This is a genomic window from Endozoicomonas euniceicola (genome assembly GCF_025562755.1).
In the GTDB taxonomy this organism is placed as follows: domain Bacteria; phylum Pseudomonadota; class Gammaproteobacteria; order Pseudomonadales; family Endozoicomonadaceae; genus Endozoicomonas_A; species Endozoicomonas_A euniceicola.
In genome coordinates this window covers 2502465-2520505 of record NZ_CP103300.1, presented here as the reverse complement: position 1 = coordinate 2520505, position 18041 = coordinate 2502465, and the positions used below count along the sequence as shown (strand labels likewise).

General features: G+C 48.3%; 17 protein-coding genes. 10 read left to right on the top strand and 7 right to left on the bottom strand.

Going from position 1 to position 18041, the window contains the following annotated elements; all coding sequences use genetic code 11:
• Positions 1-88 precede the first annotated feature (88 nt).
• Positions 89-349 (bottom strand): DUF4404 family protein, encoded by a 261-nt coding sequence (locus NX720_RS09585; RefSeq protein ID WP_262600896.1) that lies wholly within the window; start codon positions 347-349, stop codon positions 89-91.
• Positions 350-472: 123 nt separating this feature from the next.
• Between NX720_RS09585 and NX720_RS09580 the strand changes: the two genes are divergently transcribed.
• Together NX720_RS09580 and NX720_RS09575 are read left to right on the top strand one after the other, a co-directional pair.
• On the top strand, positions 473-1141 hold the full coding sequence (locus tag NX720_RS09580; protein WP_262600895.1) for a fumarylacetoacetate hydrolase family protein: 669 nt from the start codon (positions 473-475) through the stop codon (positions 1139-1141).
• Positions 1142-1216: 75 nt separating this feature from the next.
• The gene (locus tag NX720_RS09575; protein WP_262600894.1) at positions 1217-1618 is read left to right on the top strand and encodes a response regulator; all 402 of its coding nucleotides are present in this window, start codon (positions 1217-1219) and stop codon (positions 1616-1618) included.
• On the opposite strand, the gene NX720_RS09570 is transcribed toward NX720_RS09575, so the two are convergent.
• The 3 genes from NX720_RS09570 to NX720_RS09560 form a co-directional block, all read right to left on the bottom strand.
• On the bottom strand, positions 1608-2009 hold the full coding sequence (locus tag NX720_RS09570) for an acyl-CoA thioesterase (protein ID WP_262600893.1): 402 nt from the start codon (positions 2007-2009) through the stop codon (positions 1608-1610). The two genes, NX720_RS09575 and NX720_RS09570, sit on opposite strands and share 11 nt — an antisense overlap.
• Before the next feature lie 74 nt (positions 2010-2083).
• Positions 2084-3478, bottom strand: a complete 1395-nt coding sequence (locus NX720_RS09565; RefSeq protein ID WP_262600892.1) for a TRAP transporter large permease — start codon at positions 3476-3478, stop codon at positions 2084-2086.
• Complete coding sequence (locus NX720_RS09560; protein WP_262600891.1) at positions 3471-4007, bottom strand: TRAP transporter small permease subunit; 537 nt, start codon at positions 4005-4007, stop codon at positions 3471-3473. Before NX720_RS09560 ends, NX720_RS09565 begins: the two co-directional genes overlap by 8 nt.
• A gap of 370 nt (positions 4008-4377) precedes the next feature.
• Here NX720_RS09560 and NX720_RS09555 point away from each other — a divergent pair, with 370 nt between their 5' ends.
• The 3 genes from NX720_RS09555 to NX720_RS09545 all read left to right on the top strand — a co-directional run bounded on the left by NX720_RS09555 (position 4378) and on the right by NX720_RS09545 (position 7271).
• Positions 4378-5592, top strand: coding sequence for an ATP-binding protein (locus NX720_RS09555; RefSeq protein ID WP_262600890.1), 1215 nt, complete (start codon positions 4378-4380; stop codon positions 5590-5592).
• Between the two features lie 300 nt (positions 5593-5892).
• Positions 5893-6867, top strand: a complete 975-nt coding sequence (locus tag NX720_RS09550; protein WP_262600889.1) for a PstS family phosphate ABC transporter substrate-binding protein — start codon at positions 5893-5895, stop codon at positions 6865-6867.
• A gap of 104 nt (positions 6868-6971) precedes the next feature.
• Positions 6972-7271: a hypothetical protein gene (locus tag NX720_RS09545; RefSeq protein ID WP_262600888.1), complete on the top strand. Its 300-nt coding sequence runs from the start codon at positions 6972-6974 to the stop codon at positions 7269-7271.
• A gap of 36 nt (positions 7272-7307) precedes the next feature.
• On the opposite strand, the gene NX720_RS09540 is transcribed toward NX720_RS09545, so the two are convergent.
• The gene (locus NX720_RS09540) at positions 7308-8630 is read right to left on the bottom strand and encodes a Na+/H+ antiporter family protein (RefSeq protein ID WP_262600887.1); all 1323 of its coding nucleotides are present in this window, start codon (positions 8628-8630) and stop codon (positions 7308-7310) included.
• Positions 8631-9227: 597 nt separating this feature from the next.
• Between NX720_RS09540 and NX720_RS09535 the strand changes: the two genes are divergently transcribed.
• The 4 genes from NX720_RS09535 to phoU all read left to right on the top strand — a co-directional run bounded on the left by NX720_RS09535 (position 9228) and on the right by phoU (position 14823).
• Positions 9228-11423, top strand: coding sequence for an ABC transporter permease subunit (locus tag NX720_RS09535; protein WP_318654101.1), 2196 nt, complete (start codon positions 9228-9230; stop codon positions 11421-11423).
• Positions 11424-11437: 14 nt separating this feature from the next.
• Positions 11438-13102: a phosphate ABC transporter permease PstA gene (gene pstA / locus NX720_RS09530; RefSeq protein WP_262600886.1), complete on the top strand. Its 1665-nt coding sequence runs from the start codon at positions 11438-11440 to the stop codon at positions 13100-13102.
• An 81-nt stretch (positions 13103-13183) separates the two neighbouring features.
• Positions 13184-14086, top strand: coding sequence for a phosphate ABC transporter ATP-binding protein PstB (pstB, locus tag NX720_RS09525; RefSeq protein WP_262600885.1), 903 nt, complete (start codon positions 13184-13186; stop codon positions 14084-14086).
• A gap of 14 nt (positions 14087-14100) precedes the next feature.
• Positions 14101-14823 carry a phosphate signaling complex protein PhoU gene (gene phoU, locus NX720_RS09520; protein ID WP_262600884.1) on the top strand — a complete coding sequence of 241 codons (723 nt, stop codon included), beginning with the start codon at positions 14101-14103 and terminating at the stop codon, positions 14821-14823.
• 160 nt (positions 14824-14983) lie between these two features.
• Here the strand turns inward: phoU and tnpA are convergent, their stop codons facing one another.
• Complete coding sequence (tnpA, locus tag NX720_RS09515; protein WP_262595354.1) at positions 14984-15412, bottom strand: IS200/IS605 family transposase; 429 nt, start codon at positions 15410-15412, stop codon at positions 14984-14986.
• A 65-nt stretch (positions 15413-15477) separates the two neighbouring features.
• Here tnpA and NX720_RS09510 point away from each other — a divergent pair, with 65 nt between their 5' ends.
• The gene (locus NX720_RS09510; protein ID WP_262600883.1) at positions 15478-16650 is read left to right on the top strand and encodes an RNA-guided endonuclease InsQ/TnpB family protein; all 1173 of its coding nucleotides are present in this window, start codon (positions 15478-15480) and stop codon (positions 16648-16650) included.
• A gap of 149 nt (positions 16651-16799) precedes the next feature.
• Here the strand turns inward: NX720_RS09510 and NX720_RS09505 are convergent, their stop codons facing one another.
• Positions 16800-18026, bottom strand: a complete 1227-nt coding sequence (locus NX720_RS09505; protein ID WP_262600882.1) for a hypothetical protein — start codon at positions 18024-18026, stop codon at positions 16800-16802.
• Between the last annotated feature and the right edge of the window lie 15 nt (positions 18027-18041).

Sequence of the window (18041 nt, the reverse complement as noted above, 5' to 3'; positions counted from 1 at the left end):
TGTGGTTCTGCGACTTACTCAGTAGGCCTAAAACCTGTTACGAAGGCTTAAACCTGTGCTCAGGAAAGGTTAATATACCTCGCAGGACTTAAATGCCGATACTGGACAGGGTGGTCATCACCTGCCTGATGGCCTGTGATAGCGCAGGATGCGCTTCGCTGAAACGTATGGCCTCCTGTTCCAGCTGTTCGTTGTACTCTTGCAGTGGAATGTCACCTTCTGCCTGCGCCAGCGCCAGCTGGATTTCATCGGTGATCTGTTTCAGGGAACCAGCCGTGCAATCATCAACAGGCTGACCTTCCAGCAAGTCGTGCAGATCCTGGATATTGAGATGGAGTTCTTCTGACATGCTTCTCTCCTTCGGCTGGGAAGCCTGATGGAATGATTCAGGGCCGATGGTTATCTTCCCGGGTTCCTGACTGCCGGGAACGTATCGGTCGCATTACAATAATAAAGTAAAAAGGAAGCCTAGATGAAGTACAGGCACCGCTGGCTTAGTGGCGACCGTATTGACCTTCCAACGGGAAAAATTGTCTGTGTTGGCAGAAACTATGCCGAACACGCCGAAGAACTGAACAATCCGCTGCCGGATGATCCAGTGTTGTTTATTAAACCAACAAGCTCTGTCGTCCACCTGGAGCTGCCGTTTAAAATTCCCCAAAACCGTGGCGACGTGCATTTTGAAACAGAGATTGCCCTGCTGATTGATAAACCGCTTTGTAATGCCAGTGAGCATGAAGCGACGGATGCTATTAAAGCGCTGGGGCTGGCCCTGGACCTGACCTTGAGAGACCTGCAGGCGAAAATGAAAAGCAGGGGGTTGCCCTGGGAAGTTGCCAAGGCTTTTGATGGCAGCTGTCCGATCTCATCGTTTGTCGCGAAAGAACACCTGCCTGACCTGGAAAATATCGCCTTCAGTCTGAAAATAAATGGCAAAGTCCGACAGCAGGACACCAGCGCTAATATGCTGACGTCTATTCCGGGACTGTTGAGTTACATCAGCCGGCATTTCACTCTGGAGCCAGGGGATATCGTTCTTTCTGGTACGCCTAAAGGCGTGGCGTCGTTGTATGCTGGTGATCGCCTGGAGCTGGCAATAAAGGACGTTTTTTCTGTCGAAACCTCTTGCCGGGCGTCCTAAAGATTTGCCTTGGGTGCCAGATAGTTAAATAGCTAGCTTTAAATAGATAGTTAATGTGCAGAAAAGGGCTATCTGGTGTCAGAAACACTGCCTGACTTTAAACTCCGTATTCTGGTTGCAGAAGATAATCCGGTTAATCAGATGGTGGCGCAGACACTACTGGAAAAACTGGGTTGCTCTGTGGTCATTGCCGATAATGGCGACGCTGCCGTTCAGAAAGTGGCACAGGAATCATTTGACCTGATTCTGATGGATTGCATCATGCCGGTTATGGACGGTATGGAAGCGACCCAGGTTATCAGGGCATCCGGCCAGCCCTATGACCGGATACCGATTATTGCTTTTTCCGCTAACGCCACCGATGAAGACCAGCTGGCTTTTCAGCAGGCCGGTATGGATGACTTTATCGACAAGCCCGTTACCGTTGAGAAAATGACCGGCTTGTTGCAACGCTGGTCTGACAAACTCAGCGGTTAATGCGTTGAGTACTGCCTGAGCCATCAACCGCCACAAAGACCATTGAAGTTTCTGTCAGCTTTTTCTGTGAAACAGAGTCGCCATTGTCATTCTCTATCCAGGCTTCAACGACCACCCGAATGGATGCTCTGCCGACTTCTGTTACCCGGCTATACAAACCAATAATGTCACCCACCTGCACTGGACGCATAAAGCTCATGCCGCCAATACTGACGGTAACGACTCTGCCTCTGGCGACTTTTCTTGCCTGAATTTCTCCAGCCTGATCGACATTCATCGCTACCCAGCCAGCAAATACATCGCCGGTGTAATTGGTGGACTGATTGTCTGCCAGTACTTTCAGGGTCAGTTCTCCCTGGGGTACAGGGTTATCATCGTTCACAAGGTTCATTTATTCTCTCCCGGTCTTTTTGTTATTTTCTGCTGCGGGGTCAGCCTTTGTGTTTTAAACACAAACCGTTTTTATCAGCCGTAGATTTGTGCTGGCAGCCAGGTGGCCAGCTGCGGCCATACTGCCAGTGCAATCAGTATCATCAACTGAATGGCGATAAAAGGCACAACGCCTTTGTAAATATCCGCTGTCGCCACCTCTTTTGGTGCTACCCCTCTCAGGTAAAACAGGGCGAAACCAAAAGGCGGTGTTAAAAAAGAGGTTTGTAAGTTAACAGCAATCATAATGCCAAGCCAGACCGGGTCTACGCCCATAGCCAGCAGAACGGGTCCTACCATTGGTACGATAACAAAGGTGATTTCAATAAAGTCAAGAATAAAGCCGAGTAGAAACATCACCACCATCACCAGCAGTACCGCCGTGAAAACACCGCCGGGCAGGTTTTCAAACAGTGACTGGATCAGTTCTTCGCCCCCAAACCCTCTGAATACCAGCGAGAACACCGATGCCCCGATAAGAATAAGAAACACCATGCAGGTGATTTTGGTTGTGCTGGTCACCACTTCAAACAGAATTTTACGATGGAACTGTCGCCGGGCAGCAGCCAGTGCCATAGCGCCTGAAGCACCCACGCCAGCTGCTTCTGTTGGTGTCGCAAGCCCTGTGAGGATAGACCCGAGAACTACGATAATCAGCAGTACCGGAGGCAGCAGCGTCATAAATAATGAACTTTGGCTGCTTTCATCAAACTGTTTGATCTCCTCTCTGGTTAACCCCGGGGCTGATTCAGGCTTCAGCCATGCCACGACCATGATATACACCGAGTAAGCGAGAACCAGCAACAGTCCCGGGATCAGTGCCCCCACAAACAGGTCACCAACCGATACGGTTTTGGGAGAGAAAATCCCCATATTCAGCTGAGCCTGCTGATAGGCGGTGGACAACACATCACCTAACAGAACCAGCGCAATGGAGGGAGGAATGATCTGCCCAAGGCTGCCCGTGGCGCAGATAGTGCCGGTAGCCAGCTGGGCAGAATAGCCTCTGCGGAGCATGGTTGGCAGTGATAGCAGCCCCATGGTGACCACTGTGGCACCGACAATACCGGTACTGGCTGCTAACAACATACCCACCACTGTTACGGAAAGCCCCAGCCCTCCACGTAGCTGACCAAAGAGCCGGGCCATGCTGTCCAGCAGGTTTTCTGCGACTTTGGATTTTTCCAGCATGACACCCATAAAAACAAACAGTGGGACCGCCAGTAACGTCTGATTGCCAACAATACCAAATAAACGACTGGGTAAGGCTGTCAGGAAAGAGTCGTCAAAGTATCCTGTCATGGTGCCGATGGCTGCGAAAATCAGGGCCGTACCAGCCAGAGAAAAAGCCACCGGGTAGCCAATCATCAACACCGCGCAGACACAGGCGAACATAAGCAGGGGAATAAACTCAGCTGTTAATTCAGCCATGCTGCACCTCCTGCGCGTCAGCCAGTAGCATTAATGAACGAAGAAGTTCAGCGATGCCCTGTAAAAACAGGGTGAAGGCCAGAAACAGAATCAGGCTTTTCAGCAGAAAGACAGCGGGTAGCCCTCCCGGGTCTGTGGAGGTTTCCATAATGCTCCAGGACCGCATAACGTATTCCCAGCTCATAAACCCAATAAACAGGCAGACCGGAATGAGCAGAAATAAGGTACCCAGACTGTTCACCAGAGCCTGGCCTTTTGGTGACAGCTGTCGGTAAATGACGTCAACTCGCACGTGTTCCTGATGTTTAAGAGTGTAACCGCTAGCTCCCAGAAAAATCAGCGCATGAAAGTACATGGCGGTTTCCTGCAGGGCAACCGAGCCAACATTAAGAAAGTAACGCAGCAAAACCACAAGGCAGACGGACAGAACCAGTAAGAGATTAAACCAACTGATCAGTTGGCCGGTTTTTTCCGTCAACTGATCGACCCCGGCTACAACTTTGTGCAGCACAATCCAGCCGGACTTCATGAGATTCTCCTGATTTATTATTGTTATGGTGGTTTTGGATTATACCCAGCCACAGCCTGAACCTGCAAAACGATGGACAGGCTCTACTTACAAAAAGTCCATACATCCACCGTCACCCTCGCTGTAATCTTATCGCCACTGTTTTTTGAGTGCAGAGGGAGAGGGTTATTCCTTACCCTGCCCTATTTACTTTTTATACCCTGATATATTTACATTTTTAACCTGAATTATTTTAATTTTTTACCCTATGTTATTTATATTTTTACCCTATGTTATTTGTATTTTTTACCCTATGTTATTTGTATTTTTTACCCCTGTCACTATACTCAGAATTAACTATTTAAATGCCTGAATTTTGGAGTCTTAAGCTTTGGCATACATAAAAAGAGACATTGAAAACAAGATTTTAGATGCTCTCACCGACACACCGGTTGTTGCTATTATTGGCCCAAGGCAATCAGGTAAAACAACTACAGCCAGACACATAGTCAAAAATGCAAGCTATATCACGCTAGATGATGAAGATAGCTTGATGCTGGCTAAGACCGATCCTCAAGGTCTTCTCAGGACACTAAAAAAGCCAGTGATCATAGATGAGGTCCAACGTTGTCCGGAAATAATGACCACAATAAAGCTGCTGGTTGATGAAGATCGGCAGCCAGGCTCATTCGTACTAACCGGATCTGCAGACCTGCTTGCAGTACCCCGGTTGTCAGATTCTATGGCTGGCAGGATTGAATTTATAACGTTGCTGCCATTTTCACAGTCGGAGCTGGCAGGCGGAACCAGTTCATTTCTAAAAAGGCTGGAATCAAACGATTTTACTGAGATTGAAGGTACTACCAGCCAGGAAGAGTTATTTGAAAGAATTACGATGGGTGGGTATCCGGAGATATCACAGCGCATAAAAAGACGGCGAAAAGCATGGTTTTCTGCCTATTCTACTGCATTGATTAATCGTGACATTACGCAAGTTTTTGAGCTGTCAAAAGCAGCAGAACTGACGCAAATGTTCACAGCTTTGGCCGCACTGACGTCCTCTGTGCTGAATATAAACGCTCTATCGCGGTCAGCCGGCCTTAGTGCCGCGACTGTTACCAAATACTTATCAGCCCTGGAAAGTATGTTTCTGGTGAAAAAAATACCGGTTTGGCATACAAACGAGTTAAAGAGGCAGACCAAGGCTCCGAAAGTCCATTTTTTAGATACGGGATTATTATGCGCTACCCGTCAGCTTACTGCGGATGACTTCGTGAAAAACAGGAATTTGCTAGGAAATGTTTTTGAAACGTTTGTTGTCTCTGAGGTTTTTAAACAGATTACAAATTCAGAAAATGAGTACCAGATTTTTCACTATCGGGATCGGAAAAAAAGTGAGGTTGATGTGATTCTATCCGGACCCAAATGCAGCACGGCAATAGAAATAAAATCGAGTATGAGCATCAGCAGCGCCAATTTTGGCACTCTGTATAAGCTAGTAGAAACAGGCGGAATTGAGCGTGGGGTAGTTGTATACACTGGTAGTAAAGCCCTGAAACTAAGCGACAAAATTACTGCAGTGCCGTTCGATGTGCTCTTCAGCTAGCGGTGGAGCATAAGGAAATCAAAGCATGAGTGGCTCTTTCCTTTCTCAACCCCAACGTAATTTAAACTCTGTCTCATAGCAGCGAACGATTACTCAAGGATTAACAGTTGGTTTTCCTGCTGTTCACATAATTGTCATATTCCCTCCCTATGATTTCAGGCATCAGACAATCTTATTACCATGAGCATTTGTTCCTGCATGCGAAGCTGACAAGTTTGTTCATGGCTGTTGGGTCTGTATCGTCTCAAACGCGGAATAGAACGCAACGAATAACAAGAATCCTCTCAGGAGAGACTACTTATGAAACTGAAAGCGCTTATCACTGCTGTGGCTCTGGTAACAGGAGTTGCTGGAATGCAGACCGCAGTGGCCAGCCAGATCGACGCTGATATGCCTGTCTATAAAAAATCCAGTGGTGTATCCGGAAACCTGTCCAGTGTTGGCTCCGACACCCTTGCCAACCTGATGACCCTCTGGGCTGAAGATTTCAAGCGCGCCTACCCGAATGTTAACGTACAGATTCAGGCTGCCGGTTCTTCCACTGCGCCTCCTGCCCTGACGGAAGGTACTTCCAACATTGGCCCCATGAGCCGGAAGATGAAGGACAAAGAGCTGGAAGCCTTTGAAAAGCGCTACGGTTACAAACCCACACCTGTGCCTGTAGCGATTGATGCCCTGGCTGTTTTTGTGAATAAGGACAACCCCATCAAGGGGTTGACTATGGCGCAGGTGGACGCCATCTTCTCCACAACCCGCCGGTGTGGTGGCGACCAGAACATTACTACCTGGGGACAGGCTGGTCTGGGAGGCCCCTGGGAAAATCGTTCTATCCAGCTTTACGGACGTAACTCCGTTTCCGGAACCTATGGCTACTTCAAGAAAGTAGCGCTGTGCAAAGGCGACTTCCGCAACAACGTTAACGAACAGCCCGGTTCGGCGTCTGTCGTGCAGTCGGTTTCTGCATCCATCAACGGGCTGGGTTACTCTGGTATCGGTTACAAGACTTCCAGTGTTCGTACTGTGCCTCTGGCGAAGAAAGCGGGTGGTGATTTTGTTGATGCAACGCCAGCGAATGCAGTGAACAACAGCTACCCACTGGCTCGCTTCCTTTATGTTTATGTGAACAAGCAGCCAAACAAGGCGCTTCCTCCGCTGGAGCGTGAATTTTTGAAGATGGTTCTGTCCCGCCAGGGACAGGAAGTGGTGGTGAAGGATGGCTATATTCCACTGCCAGCCACGGTAGTTGAGAAATACCTGGGTCAGCTGGAGCTCTGATAACTCGAGTCTTCTGAAATAAAAAATCCCCGCATGCCTGAGGCAGTGCGGGGATTTTTTTAGCCGTTGCAGGCATAAGTATGTGGCTGTACTAATATTGTACGATGCTAAAAAATACTCGCTCGACTATACGTAAAATTGTTTTTGCTGTTCTGCTTTTCCCTTCGGTAGCTCTCCCTGAAGGGATCGGGTTTTATGTACATGCTTTTTTTTCTCCATCAGGATTGGCATGGTTTAGCTGGGTGCCAGACTCACCTAGTGATGGCTATCTCAATTGGTATGATCATTCTGGTTTGTATGTTTCAACACCAATCCAAAATGTCGGATTTGATTTTTTGGCAGAAACTATCAGTTTTTATATCTACGGGATGCAGTATATTTTTCCTTACTTGTGTACAAATTAAGTCATTCCATTTTGCAGAGAGTATGTAAAGCAAAAGTCACAGCACCATTGCCGCTATCCAGCCAAAGATAATCATTGGCAGGTTGTAGTGCAGGAAAGTTGGAATAACAGAGTCGCGAATGTGGTCGTGTTGTCCATCAGTATTGAGGCCAGCGGTTGGACCAATGGTGGAGTCAGACGCCGGAGAACCTGCATCTCCCAGACCTCCGGCAGTACCCACCAGCGCAGCGGTTGCCAGCGGCGAAAAGCCCAGAGTCATAGCCAGAGGCACGTACAGGGTGGCGATAATTGGCACTGTAGAGAAAGAAGAACCGATTCCCATAGTGATCAGCAGGCCAACCAGCAACATCATCAGTGCCGCCATGGGCTGACTACCGCCAACCAGATCTTGAACCATGTTCACCAGAACCGGGATATCACCGGTGGTACGCAATACTTCGGCAAAACCGGCTGCGGAGATCATGATAAAACCACAGGCTGCCATCATGCGCACCCCCTGGGCAAACACGTCATCCGCTTCACGCCAGCACACAACCCGGCCCAGAACCATAATGATAAAGCCGGTAGCGGCACCCAGTGCCATGGAGCCTGTACCCAGTTGAATGCCCAGTGCCGCAGCAACGGCCAATACGGCAGAAACGACACTTGGCGTGTTCAGGGTCACGTCTTCGTCCTGAGCCAGCTGGCCTTGTTCAACGTGATAGGTACGAGGTTTGCGATAGGTGACAAACAGGGCGAACAGCAGACCCAGGAACATGCCGCTCACGGGTATCATCATGGCAGAAGGCATCAGGCTCAGGTCGATATCCAGACCATTCCTCTGCAGGTTGCCACCCAGAATCTGTATCAGGTAGATATTACCGAAACCAATGGGTACGAGCATGTAAGTCGCTGTCAAACCAAACGTCAGAAGACAGGCAATCTGACGACGGTCGATGTTCATGGCACTAAAGGCAGACAGTAAAGGCGGAATCAGCACCGGAATAAAGGCAATGTGTACCGGCACGAGGTTCTGGGAGGCAAACGCCATCAGAATAATCATGACAAATACGCCGTATTTCAGAGAACTTCTGCCATTCCCCCTGGTGCCTCCTTTCACCTTTTTGATAATTTTGCCTGCCATCCATTCGGGCACGCCAGAGCGTGAAATAGCCATGGCAAAAGCGCCCAGCATGGCGTAACTAAGGGCAATGCCTGCGCCGCCGCCAAGGCCCTTAGAAAAAGCGGCTATGGTTTCGTGGATATCCAGTCCACCGGACAGACCACCTGTGATGGCTCCCAGAAACAGGGCCAGTACAACGTTTACGCGCATCAAACTCAGCGCAAGCATGACTGTAACAGCCAGAACTACTGCATTCATTGAATTTCCCAATTGTTATTTCCAGCTAATTGAACATTTGTTGGTATTAATTATTGCAATCAGCTTTTATTTAACCACTACCCCATATGGAATACTTTGTGGCATTGAATGTATTAGCCTTATCAAAACAGAAAATATCAGGCTAAAAGTGTTCTAAAGCAAGGGTTCCCAAGTGGGAATCAATGGTGATGTCGGTGGGAATGCTGAGAGGTAAGAGCGACAGGCATTGCATCGGCGTTGCCATTTAAGTAGGAAAAATATTCCTGATAATATGGCTCACTTTGTGAGCTTGATTGTTGTCGTAACATGGCTTTTATTCGCATGACTTCATAATGAATTATCTCGACTAATAGACATTGTCTTTAGCGTACGCTACCTAAAATACTGACTTTTCCAATTCTGTGCAAACGTGAATTCAGGTTGTTTTGATAAGTGGCAGCACTGTTGATCGTTTATTTTCCTGTTGTAATATTTTTGTCATGTATTCGTTTTATCTTACGCTCATCAATCCGTGCGACCAGTGCCATGTACCAAAAAACGATAGAAAACAGCCCTGGTGTCGACTTCAACACCCCGGCCCTGAGACGGAAGCGCTCCTTGCGTTTTTTAAAAGACAATCTTGCCCGGTGGGCGGTTGCTGTAGGCGGACTTGGCGTTATTGCCGCTATAACCCTTATATTTTTCTACCTTCTGTACGAAGTAGCGCCGCTGTTCAAGGGGGCAGCTGTTACTCCGCAAAGCACATGGACCCAGGGTGTTGATCAGGATAACCCTTCGCTCTACATGAGCATGGAAGAACAGGGCGAGATAGCCCTGAGCATCAACCGTTCTGGTGTGCTTGACTTTCGCTCGACCCGGACTGGCGACAATAATTCCCAGTTTTTTCTTCCTCTGCCTGCCGGTACCGAGGTGACAACCCTGACCAGTGACCCTGCAAATTCCAGCCTGATGGTTGCTGGACTAAGTAATGGTCAGGCGGTTGTTTTCAAAGTTGTGTATAAAACCAGCTGGCCCGATGACCAACGGGTTATTACGCCTGTTGTCGAGTATCCTTATGGCAAAAAGCTTTTGACGCTATCAGATACCCGTCTCAGTGAGATCACGCTGGCTGATAACGACAGGCAGTTGTTTATCGCTGCAATAAGCAGTGGCAGGCTGGTGGCGACAGCGTTTAGTAAGGAAGAAAACTTTCTGACGGAAGAAGTGACTCTGGAACAACAGACCGTCACGCTGCCAGCTATTCCCGGTACGCCTGAGCAGTTAAAAATCGATCCTGATCAGCGCTGGCTATTTGTAAGAATGGCGGGTGATGAAATGGCGATTATCAACGTTGCTAATCTGGACCAGCTGTTTTTACACTCGGTCACTGACCTGACGGTTGGAGATGCCAATATCACTGACATTGAGTTTCTTCTGGGTGGTGTTTCCCTTCTTGCAGGCGACAGTAGCGGTTTAATTAGTCAGTGGTTTATGGTTCGTGATGACCAGAACCAATGGTCTTTGCAGCGGGTTCGTGACTTCAAGTTGATGGACAGCCCGATTACCATCATAAAACCCGAACACCGTCGTAAAGGATTTATTGCCGCTGATAAAGAAGGCAATGTGGGGGTATTCTATACGGCAGCCGGTCGAGCGCTTATCAGAGAAAAGTTGTCTGCTGGTGGCATTAATCAGATGGCGATTTCGCCAAGAAGCAACTACCTGCTGGTGGATGGACAGGAAGGCGTTGAATTCTTCAGGGTTGAGAACGAACACCCGGAAGTGTCGTTTTCTGCCCTATGGCAAAAGGTCTGGTATGAAGGCTATGAAGAACCTGAATATATCTGGCAGTCCTCGGCTTCAAACAACGACTTTGAACCTAAGCTCAGCCTGACTCCCCTCTCCTTCGGTACTCTGAAAGCCGCCTTTTACGCCATGCTGCTGGCAACACCTCTGGCCATTGCAGGGGCCATTTATACCGCTTACTTTATGGCTCCGGGCATGCGCCGAAAGGTAAAGCCAATGATCGAACTGATGGAGGCGTTGCCTACGGTTATTCTCGGCTTTCTGGCGGGTTTGTGGCTGGCACCTCTGATTGAGAATAATTTACCGGGCATTTTTGCACTACTGCTGTTTGTGCCGGTGGGTATTCTTCTGTTTGCTTTTCTCTGGGACTCATTACCGGGCAAAATCCGTCATGCCATTCCGGAAGGCTGGCAGGCTGCTTTGTTGATACCTGTCGTCTTGTTCAGTGGCGCGGTTGCTTTCTCAATGAATGGCGTACTGGAAGCCACTTTCTTTGCTGGCGATATGCGTACCTGGCTGACATCGGAGCTGGGTATTCCCTATGATCAGCGCAATGCACTGGTGGTAGGACTGGCGATGGGCTTTGCGGTGATTCCCTCCATTTTTTCCATTGCCGAAGACGCTATTTTCAGTGTCCCCAAACATCTCAGTTATGGCTCTCTGGCACTGGGGGCAACCCCCTGGCAAACCCTGATTCGGGTGGTTCTGCTGACTGCCAGCCCGGGTATTTTTTCTGCCGTTATGATTGGCATGGGACGAGCGGTGGGTGAAACCATGATTGTGCTGATGGCGACGGGTAATACCCCCATTATGGATGCCAATATCTTTGAAGGTATGCGAACCCTGGCGGCCAATATTGCGGTAGAAATGCCCGAGTCGGAAGTGGGCAGCAGTCACTACCGCATTCTGTTTCTGGCGGCGCTGGTTCTGTTCCTCTTTACCTTTGTCGTTAATACCGCAGCCGAAGTAGTCCGTCATCGTCTGCGCAAGAAATACAGCTCACTGTAAAGGGAATCACAGCAATGAAAACGTCAGTAGGAAGGTGGTTTAACAGTGGTTCCCCCTGGGTCTGGTTGAATGCTGGTGCGGTTGCGATCAGCGTAATTCTTGTGTTGGGTTTGTTGTTATTGATTGCCTTTCGTGGCCTGGGGCATTTCTGGCCGGGGAGTATTATCGTAGCGGAATATCAGGTTCCCGGGCAGACGCCCAGAATCATTGCCGGTGAGATCGTTGAATCTGAGGAAGTCCAGGCTGCCCGCCTGAAAGCCGCAGGCTTACCCATTGAAGAGAATGAAGGTGCAGTCTTACGGAGCCTGTTGAAAGTGGGTAACCGGGATGTCTACGGTTCCGATTTTGCCTGGGTTGTGGATCGCTGGCTGTTTAAGCGCAAATACCCTGAAGACATTATGGCGCTTGAGCGCCGTGAATGGGGCAACTTCTATGGTTATCTGCAAGGTATCAAGGAAGATGGTGTTGTGGTTGCCACAGGCGCAGAGGCATGGAACGAACTGCAAACCCGCCTGACTCGTGCACTGGATATTCACAAAGCCATTTATGCCATTGAAAAATACGACATCGGTTCGGTCAATGCCAGGCTGGAGCGGTTACGACTGCAACAGCGAAGCCTTGAGCTGAATAGCCAGCTGACACCAGAGAAGCTGATGGATATAGAAGTCCAGCGTCGTGCTTATCAGGCAGAATACAAGGCCATGGAAGAACGACTGGCGCAGCTTTATACCGCCTTTAACCGTGACAGCTTTGTCGCTACAACGGTTGAAGGCCGTGAAACAGAGCAATCTTTCAGTAAGATTGTCAGGGCATACCAGCCTAACGCCATGTCCGTCTGGCAGAAAATCGGTTTTTACTTCAGCAAACTGAAAGAGTTCGTCACCGAAGATCCACGGGAAGCGAATACCGAAGGTGGTGTATTTCCTGCCATCTTCGGCACGGTCATGATGGTCATCCTGATGTCAATTATTGTGACGCCCTTTGGTGTGGTGGCTGCTGTTTATCTGCGTGAGTACGCCTCTCAGGGGTGGCTGACCCGTGCCATTCGTATTGCGGTCAATAACCTTGCCGGTGTGCCATCGATTGTTTATGGCGTATTTGGTCTGGGCTTTTTCATCTATTTTGCGGGCGGTCAGATTGATCAGCTATTTTTCCCGGAAGCGTTGCCTGCCCCAACGTTTGGTACGCCGGGGCTGCTCTGGGCGTCCATTACACTGGCTCTGTTGACCCTGCCAGTGGTCATTGTGGCAACGGAAGAAGGTTTATCGCGCATTCCGCGTTCGGTACGTGAAGGCAGCCTGGCGCTGGGTGCGACGAAAGCAGAAACCCTGTGGCGCGTTATCCTGCCCATGGCCAGTCCGGCGATGATGACCGGCCTGATTCTGGCGGTGGCCCGTGCTGCTGGTGAGGTGGCACCGCTGATGCTGGTTGGTGTGGTGAAACTGGCTCCCAGCCTGCCGCTGGATGCTAACTACCCGTTCCTGCATCTGGACCAGAAGTTTATGCACCTGGGCTTCCATATTTACGACGTTGGTTTCCAGAGTCCGAATGTTGAAGCGGCAAGACCGTTGGTGTATGCCACGGCGCTGCTGCTGGTGGTAGTGATTGCTGTGCTGAATTTGTCAGCAGTGGCTATCCGTAACCATCTGCGAGAAAAGTATAAGAGTCTGGAAGCCTGATAGCCTTATAAGAATTGCTTATAAAGGCTTGCTTTCAGTCAGAGAATAATAATTTTGAATGGTATATGGTTAGGTAATTACATGCTGAGCGAGGCACTGGACGTGAGCACATCAACCCGGACCGGGGACGAGCGACAGACAGCCCAGACTGCGACGACTGAACCCTCCAGCCCGGCGTTTAATCTGGAAAGTCTTGGGCGTAGCCGTCGTAAGCTGTATCTGGATCAGGAAGAAACCTGTCTCAGCGTCGAACAGCTGAACCTGCATTATGGCAGGAAGCAAGCACTGTTCGATATTTCCATGAAGGTTCCCAAAAAGCGGGTGACTGCTTTTATCGGGCCTTCGGGTTGCGGTAAATCAACGCTGCTGCGGACGATGAACCGCATGAATGATCTGGTTGAAGGCTGCGGTGTGACCGGCAAAATTCTGCTGGATAATCAGGACATCTATGAAAAAGATGTGAACGTTGCCGACCTGCGGCGGCGGGTCGGAATGGTTTTTCAGAAACCCAACCCGTTTCCCAAGAGCATTTATGAAAACGTAGCTTATGGTCTTCGTATTCAGGGGATCAATAAAAAACGGGTTCTGGATGAAGTGGTTGAGTGGGCGCTGAAAAGTGCTGCGCTCTGGGATGAAGTCAAAGATCGCCTGCATGAAAGTGCTTTGGGCATGTCGGGTGGTCAGCAGCAGCGACTGGTGATTGCCCGTACCATTGCCGTTGAACCTGAGATTCTGCTGCTGGATGAACCGGCTTCCGCACTGGATCCGATTTCAACGTTGAAAATCGAAGAGCTGATCAACAAACTGAAATCAAAATTCACTATTGTAATCGTGACGCACAACATGCAGCAGGCGGCCCGTGTGTCCGATTACACTGCTTTTATGTATATGGGCAAGTTAATAGAGTTTGGTGATACCGACACGGTCTTCACGAACCCGGCCCGGAAGCAGACTGAAGACTATATTACCGGCCGCTACGGCTGAGGCAGAAAAAGTAGATGGATACTAAAACAGACCTTCTGAGTCACCATATTTCCCAACAGTTCAACACTGAACTGGAGGAATTGCGTAATAACCTGTTGTCCATGGGAGGACAGGTTGAGAAACAGGTATCGGATGCCATTGACGCTTTGATCAATGCTGACAGTGAAGGAGCGATCTCGGTGTGCGAAAAAGACACCGACATCAACGCTATGGAACTGACCATTGATGATGAATGCAGCCGTATTCTGGCCCGGCGCCAGCCTGCTGCCAGCGACTTGCGTTTGGTGCTGGCCTGTACCAAGGCTTCGACCGATCTTGAGCGTATTGGTGATGAGGCCGCCAAAATTGCCCGCTTTGCCATCTCTCTGTCGGAGCAGGGTGAAGCGCCTAAAGGTTATATTGAAGTCCGCCATATTGGTAACCATGTCCGGCAGATGGTTCAGGATGCCCTGAACGCCTTTGCCCGCTTTGATGCCGACCTGGCTTTAGCGGTAGCTAAAGAAGACAAGTCTGTGGATCGTGAATACAAAAGCGCGACCCGTGAACTGGTGACTTACATGATGGAAGACCCTCGTTCCATCACTCGTGTGCTGAACATTATGTGGGTGCTGCGTTCCCTTGAGCGTATTGGCGACCACGCCCGTAATATTGCTGAGTACGTGATTTATCTGGTGAAGGGTAAAGATGTTCGGCATATCGGTATCAAACGCATTCAGGCGGAAGTGTTTGATAAATAATGGTAGCTTTGACATCCTTCCACAGCTAAAGCAATGGGATTCCTGCAGCTAGACGGCAATGCTCTGCCACGGTGTATCTCTTACCATTAGCAGAATCGTCGTAAACCCTCGCCCAATGCGGGCGGGGATATAAGACGGGAAGGCGCAGAGCCTTCCGCCATCAATCTGGTGTACTCTGGCTATTAACGTAGTCTTTCAGAGTCTCGATAGTTGCACCGCCAGCACTGCAAGCAAAGTAAGACCTTGACCACATTAAGCCTGCTTTGCTCTGAGCAGTAAGGTGGGTATTCAGCATTCGCAACCGTCTTGATGATGTTGATTTGAGATTATTTACCATGACACTGATAGCCAGTTTTGGTGGGTAGGCCACCAACAGGTGTACGTGATCTTTTTCGCCATCCATTTCAAGTAACTGGCATTCCAGTTTTTCACATGCACTCTCGAACGACTCCCGTAACTGCTTGATCATATAGCCATCAAAAAGCTTTCGTCTGTACTTTGTCGTGAACACCAAATGAACAACCAGCTTGGTAACGCTATGTCGTTTGCGAAGATACCCTTTAAGCAAATCTTTGTTGTGTGCGCTCACTTGAAAACCTCTTTCAAATACCTGTAATATAAAGTTTATATTGATGAGTACTGAAATAACATTCCATGCTGAGAGCCACCAAAGTACGAATCTATCCAACATCAGAGCAGGCGGAATTTCTCGACCGTCAGTTTGATGCTGTGCGGTTCGTATGGAACAAGGCCCTGGCTATTAAGGTTCATTATTACAAGGTTCGTGGGCAGAGCCTTTCTCCCAAAAAACACCTGAAGCCCTTGCTGGCAAAAGCCAAGAAAAGCCGAAAGTACTCATGGCTGAAAAACGCTGACTCTATTGCACTGCAACAGGCCACTATCAATCTGGATACGGCCTTTCAAAACTTTTTCAATCCCAAATTGCAGGCAAGATTTCCTCGCTTCAAGAAAAAGCATGGCAAGCAAGGTAGCTACCATTGTACGTCTGTCTCTGTGGGCGATAACTGGATAAAAATCCCCAAGTGCAAGCCCATAAGGGCTAAAGTGCATCGTGAAATAGTGGGTAAGGTGAAGTCTGTCACCCTGAGCAGAACGCTAACCGGCAAGTATTTTGCCTCCATATTGGCTGATGATACCCAGGAACAACCAAAACAGATTGATAATCTTGAAGCTAATCAGGTTGTCGGTGTTGATATGGGGATTACTGATCTGGCTATCACCAGTACCGGCCATAAGACTGGCAATTCTCGCTTTCTGAAAAAAGCACAACGTAACCTGAAAAGAAAACAACAGGCTCTATCTCGCTGCAAGAAAGGCTCAAAAGGTAGGCACAAAGCCCGTTTATTGGTGGCAAAGGCGCATGAGCGTGTAGCCTTTGCCCGTAATGATTTTCAGCATAAGCTATCAAAACAACTCATCGACGAAAACCAAGCGGTGATTGTGGAGACACTGAAAGTTAAGAACATGCTCAAGAACAAGCGTCTTGCTCGTTCTATTGCTGATGCTGGCTGGCACTCACTGATAACCAAACTCGAATACAAGGCAAAGCAGGAAGGTAAACATCTGGTGAAGATAGACCAGTGGTTTGCATCCTCTAAAACTTGCTCAGTCTGCGATTTGAAACAGGAAAAAATGCCATTGAGAATCCGATCATGGGAGTGTAGCTGTGGTGCTATCCATGACCGGGATATTAATGCAGCTCGCAATATCAAGAAGCAAGGCATATTGAAATTAAAGGCGGAAGGACTGTCCGTTTCTGCTGATGGAGGCTTGCGTAAATCCGGCATACTGTCGGTTGCTGCCTAAGAAATCAGAAGCCTCACCCGATAGGGTGGGGAGCAGTCACTGAGGTACACCTTATTCGACAATCTGCTCTACCTTTCGGATTGTTAAAACACGGGCAGAAAGCGGAGGTAGGTTTAACTGAACCCCTTTGTCAGACTGCCGGATACCCTTTAATAATACTCAAGGAAGCTGACATTATATTCACGGATAGCCTTAAGGTTACATTCTCTCGCAACGTATTTAATGTACGGTAGCCAGTTATCTCTTGTTATCGTCTGCGATATTTTCAACCATGGATCCGCAATAACTGCTGTTACTTCGTTGAAAATAGGAGGCATTGAATTATGGTCAGGGTGGTTTTCTCTTTTAACGCCTGTTATTGATATACCTGCAGCTGTATCTAGTGGCATCAAATCGAGACCTGAGCCGCCGGCAAGGATGATTTTTTGAATTTGCTCAAGTGTTTTCGCTTCTTTAAGCATCGGAGCAGGAACATCCAGATTCAGAAGGCCGTCGAAGTTTTTCTTATAACTAGAAAATAAACCCTTTATTTTTGCATCAATGAATTCATCTTTGTCTATCAGGATGGTAACTATATGGTTCTCATAACATTTAGCCAACCTTTTGAAAAATAGCTTTTCAGGAGGAGGGAAGGAGGTAAATGAAATCGTACAGCCAACAGGAATCGTCGGAGGCACCGTTTTTCTTGAAAAATAAAGCTCATATAGAGCATAAGAATCCAGGCCACCACAAAAAGATAATTTTGTATGACTTTCATCGTATTCAATAAGACGCATTGTACGATTCCTGAACGTATTTTTGTCTCTTTCATTCGCTATTTCTGTAAGTCTATTATTCAGATTCTGTTTTTTATATGCGCTTTCTTGCACCTCAAGCATTCTTACTGTTTGGTTAATCGCTCTAGCCTGGAATCTTCTTGTTCCTTTTCTCAGTAACCAGCGATCATGATCTGACGTAGTTTTGTTGCAAAGTCGCTCCCGAATACCTGATATACTTGACTGGGTGAAACCTGCTTTTTCCCATAGTTCCGGATGGGGTAAAAACGCCCGATAACAGGCTTCAAACTGGTTGGCAATTAATAAATTTGGCCGGTCTGATGTTGCGGCAAAAGCCCCTGCCTCCAACTCAATAGCTCGTATTCTTGCAGGTGATATATATTTTTTTTCTACATTGAGTGTGGATAAATAACTGTTTTTTCCACCTGACTCAGGATCGATATTACAAAATTTCTGATGCATCCGGTCTCCAATTTCTTTCACTGAGTTGACCGTTTTTTCATTAAAACGACAATCAGGCTGACCTTCAAATTCAAAATCCTTACGGGGGATGACGCCGTGGGAGTCGCAATATTCAGAAAAAGCGTGATGATCGATCATGGTAAAATCCTTTTC

Bases quoted from the DNA above. Each gene is read 5' to 3' on its own strand.
- NX720_RS09585 (WP_262600896.1), bottom strand. From the start codon at position 349: ATGTCAGAAGAACTCCATCTCAATATCCAGGATCTGCACGACTTGCTG.
- NX720_RS09580 (WP_262600895.1), top strand. From the start codon at position 473: ATGAAGTACAGGCACCGCTGGCTTAGTGGCGACCGTATTGACCTTCCA.
- NX720_RS09570 (WP_262600893.1), bottom strand. From the start codon at position 2,009: ATGAACCTTGTGAACGATGATAACCCTGTACCCCAGGGAGAACTGACC.
- NX720_RS09565 (WP_262600892.1), bottom strand. From the start codon at position 3,478: ATGGCTGAATTAACAGCTGAGTTTATTCCCCTGCTTATGTTCGCCTGT.
- NX720_RS09560 (WP_262600891.1), bottom strand. From the start codon at position 4,007: ATGAAGTCCGGCTGGATTGTGCTGCACAAAGTTGTAGCCGGGGTCGAT.
- NX720_RS09550 (WP_262600889.1), top strand. From the start codon at position 5,893: ATGAAACTGAAAGCGCTTATCACTGCTGTGGCTCTGGTAACAGGAGTT.
- NX720_RS09545 (WP_262600888.1), top strand. From the start codon at position 6,972: ATGCTAAAAAATACTCGCTCGACTATACGTAAAATTGTTTTTGCTGTT.
- NX720_RS09540 (WP_262600887.1), bottom strand. From the start codon at position 8,630: ATGAATGCAGTAGTTCTGGCTGTTACAGTCATGCTTGCGCTGAGTTTG.
- pstA (WP_262600886.1), top strand. From the start codon at position 11,438: ATGAAAACGTCAGTAGGAAGGTGGTTTAACAGTGGTTCCCCCTGGGTC.
- pstB (WP_262600885.1), top strand. From the start codon at position 13,184: ATGCTGAGCGAGGCACTGGACGTGAGCACATCAACCCGGACCGGGGAC.
- phoU (WP_262600884.1), top strand. From the start codon at position 14,101: ATGGATACTAAAACAGACCTTCTGAGTCACCATATTTCCCAACAGTTC.
- NX720_RS09510 (WP_262600883.1), top strand. From the start codon at position 15,478: ATGCTGAGAGCCACCAAAGTACGAATCTATCCAACATCAGAGCAGGCG.
- NX720_RS09505 (WP_262600882.1), bottom strand. From the start codon at position 18,026: ATGATCGATCATCACGCTTTTTCTGAATATTGCGACTCCCACGGCGTC.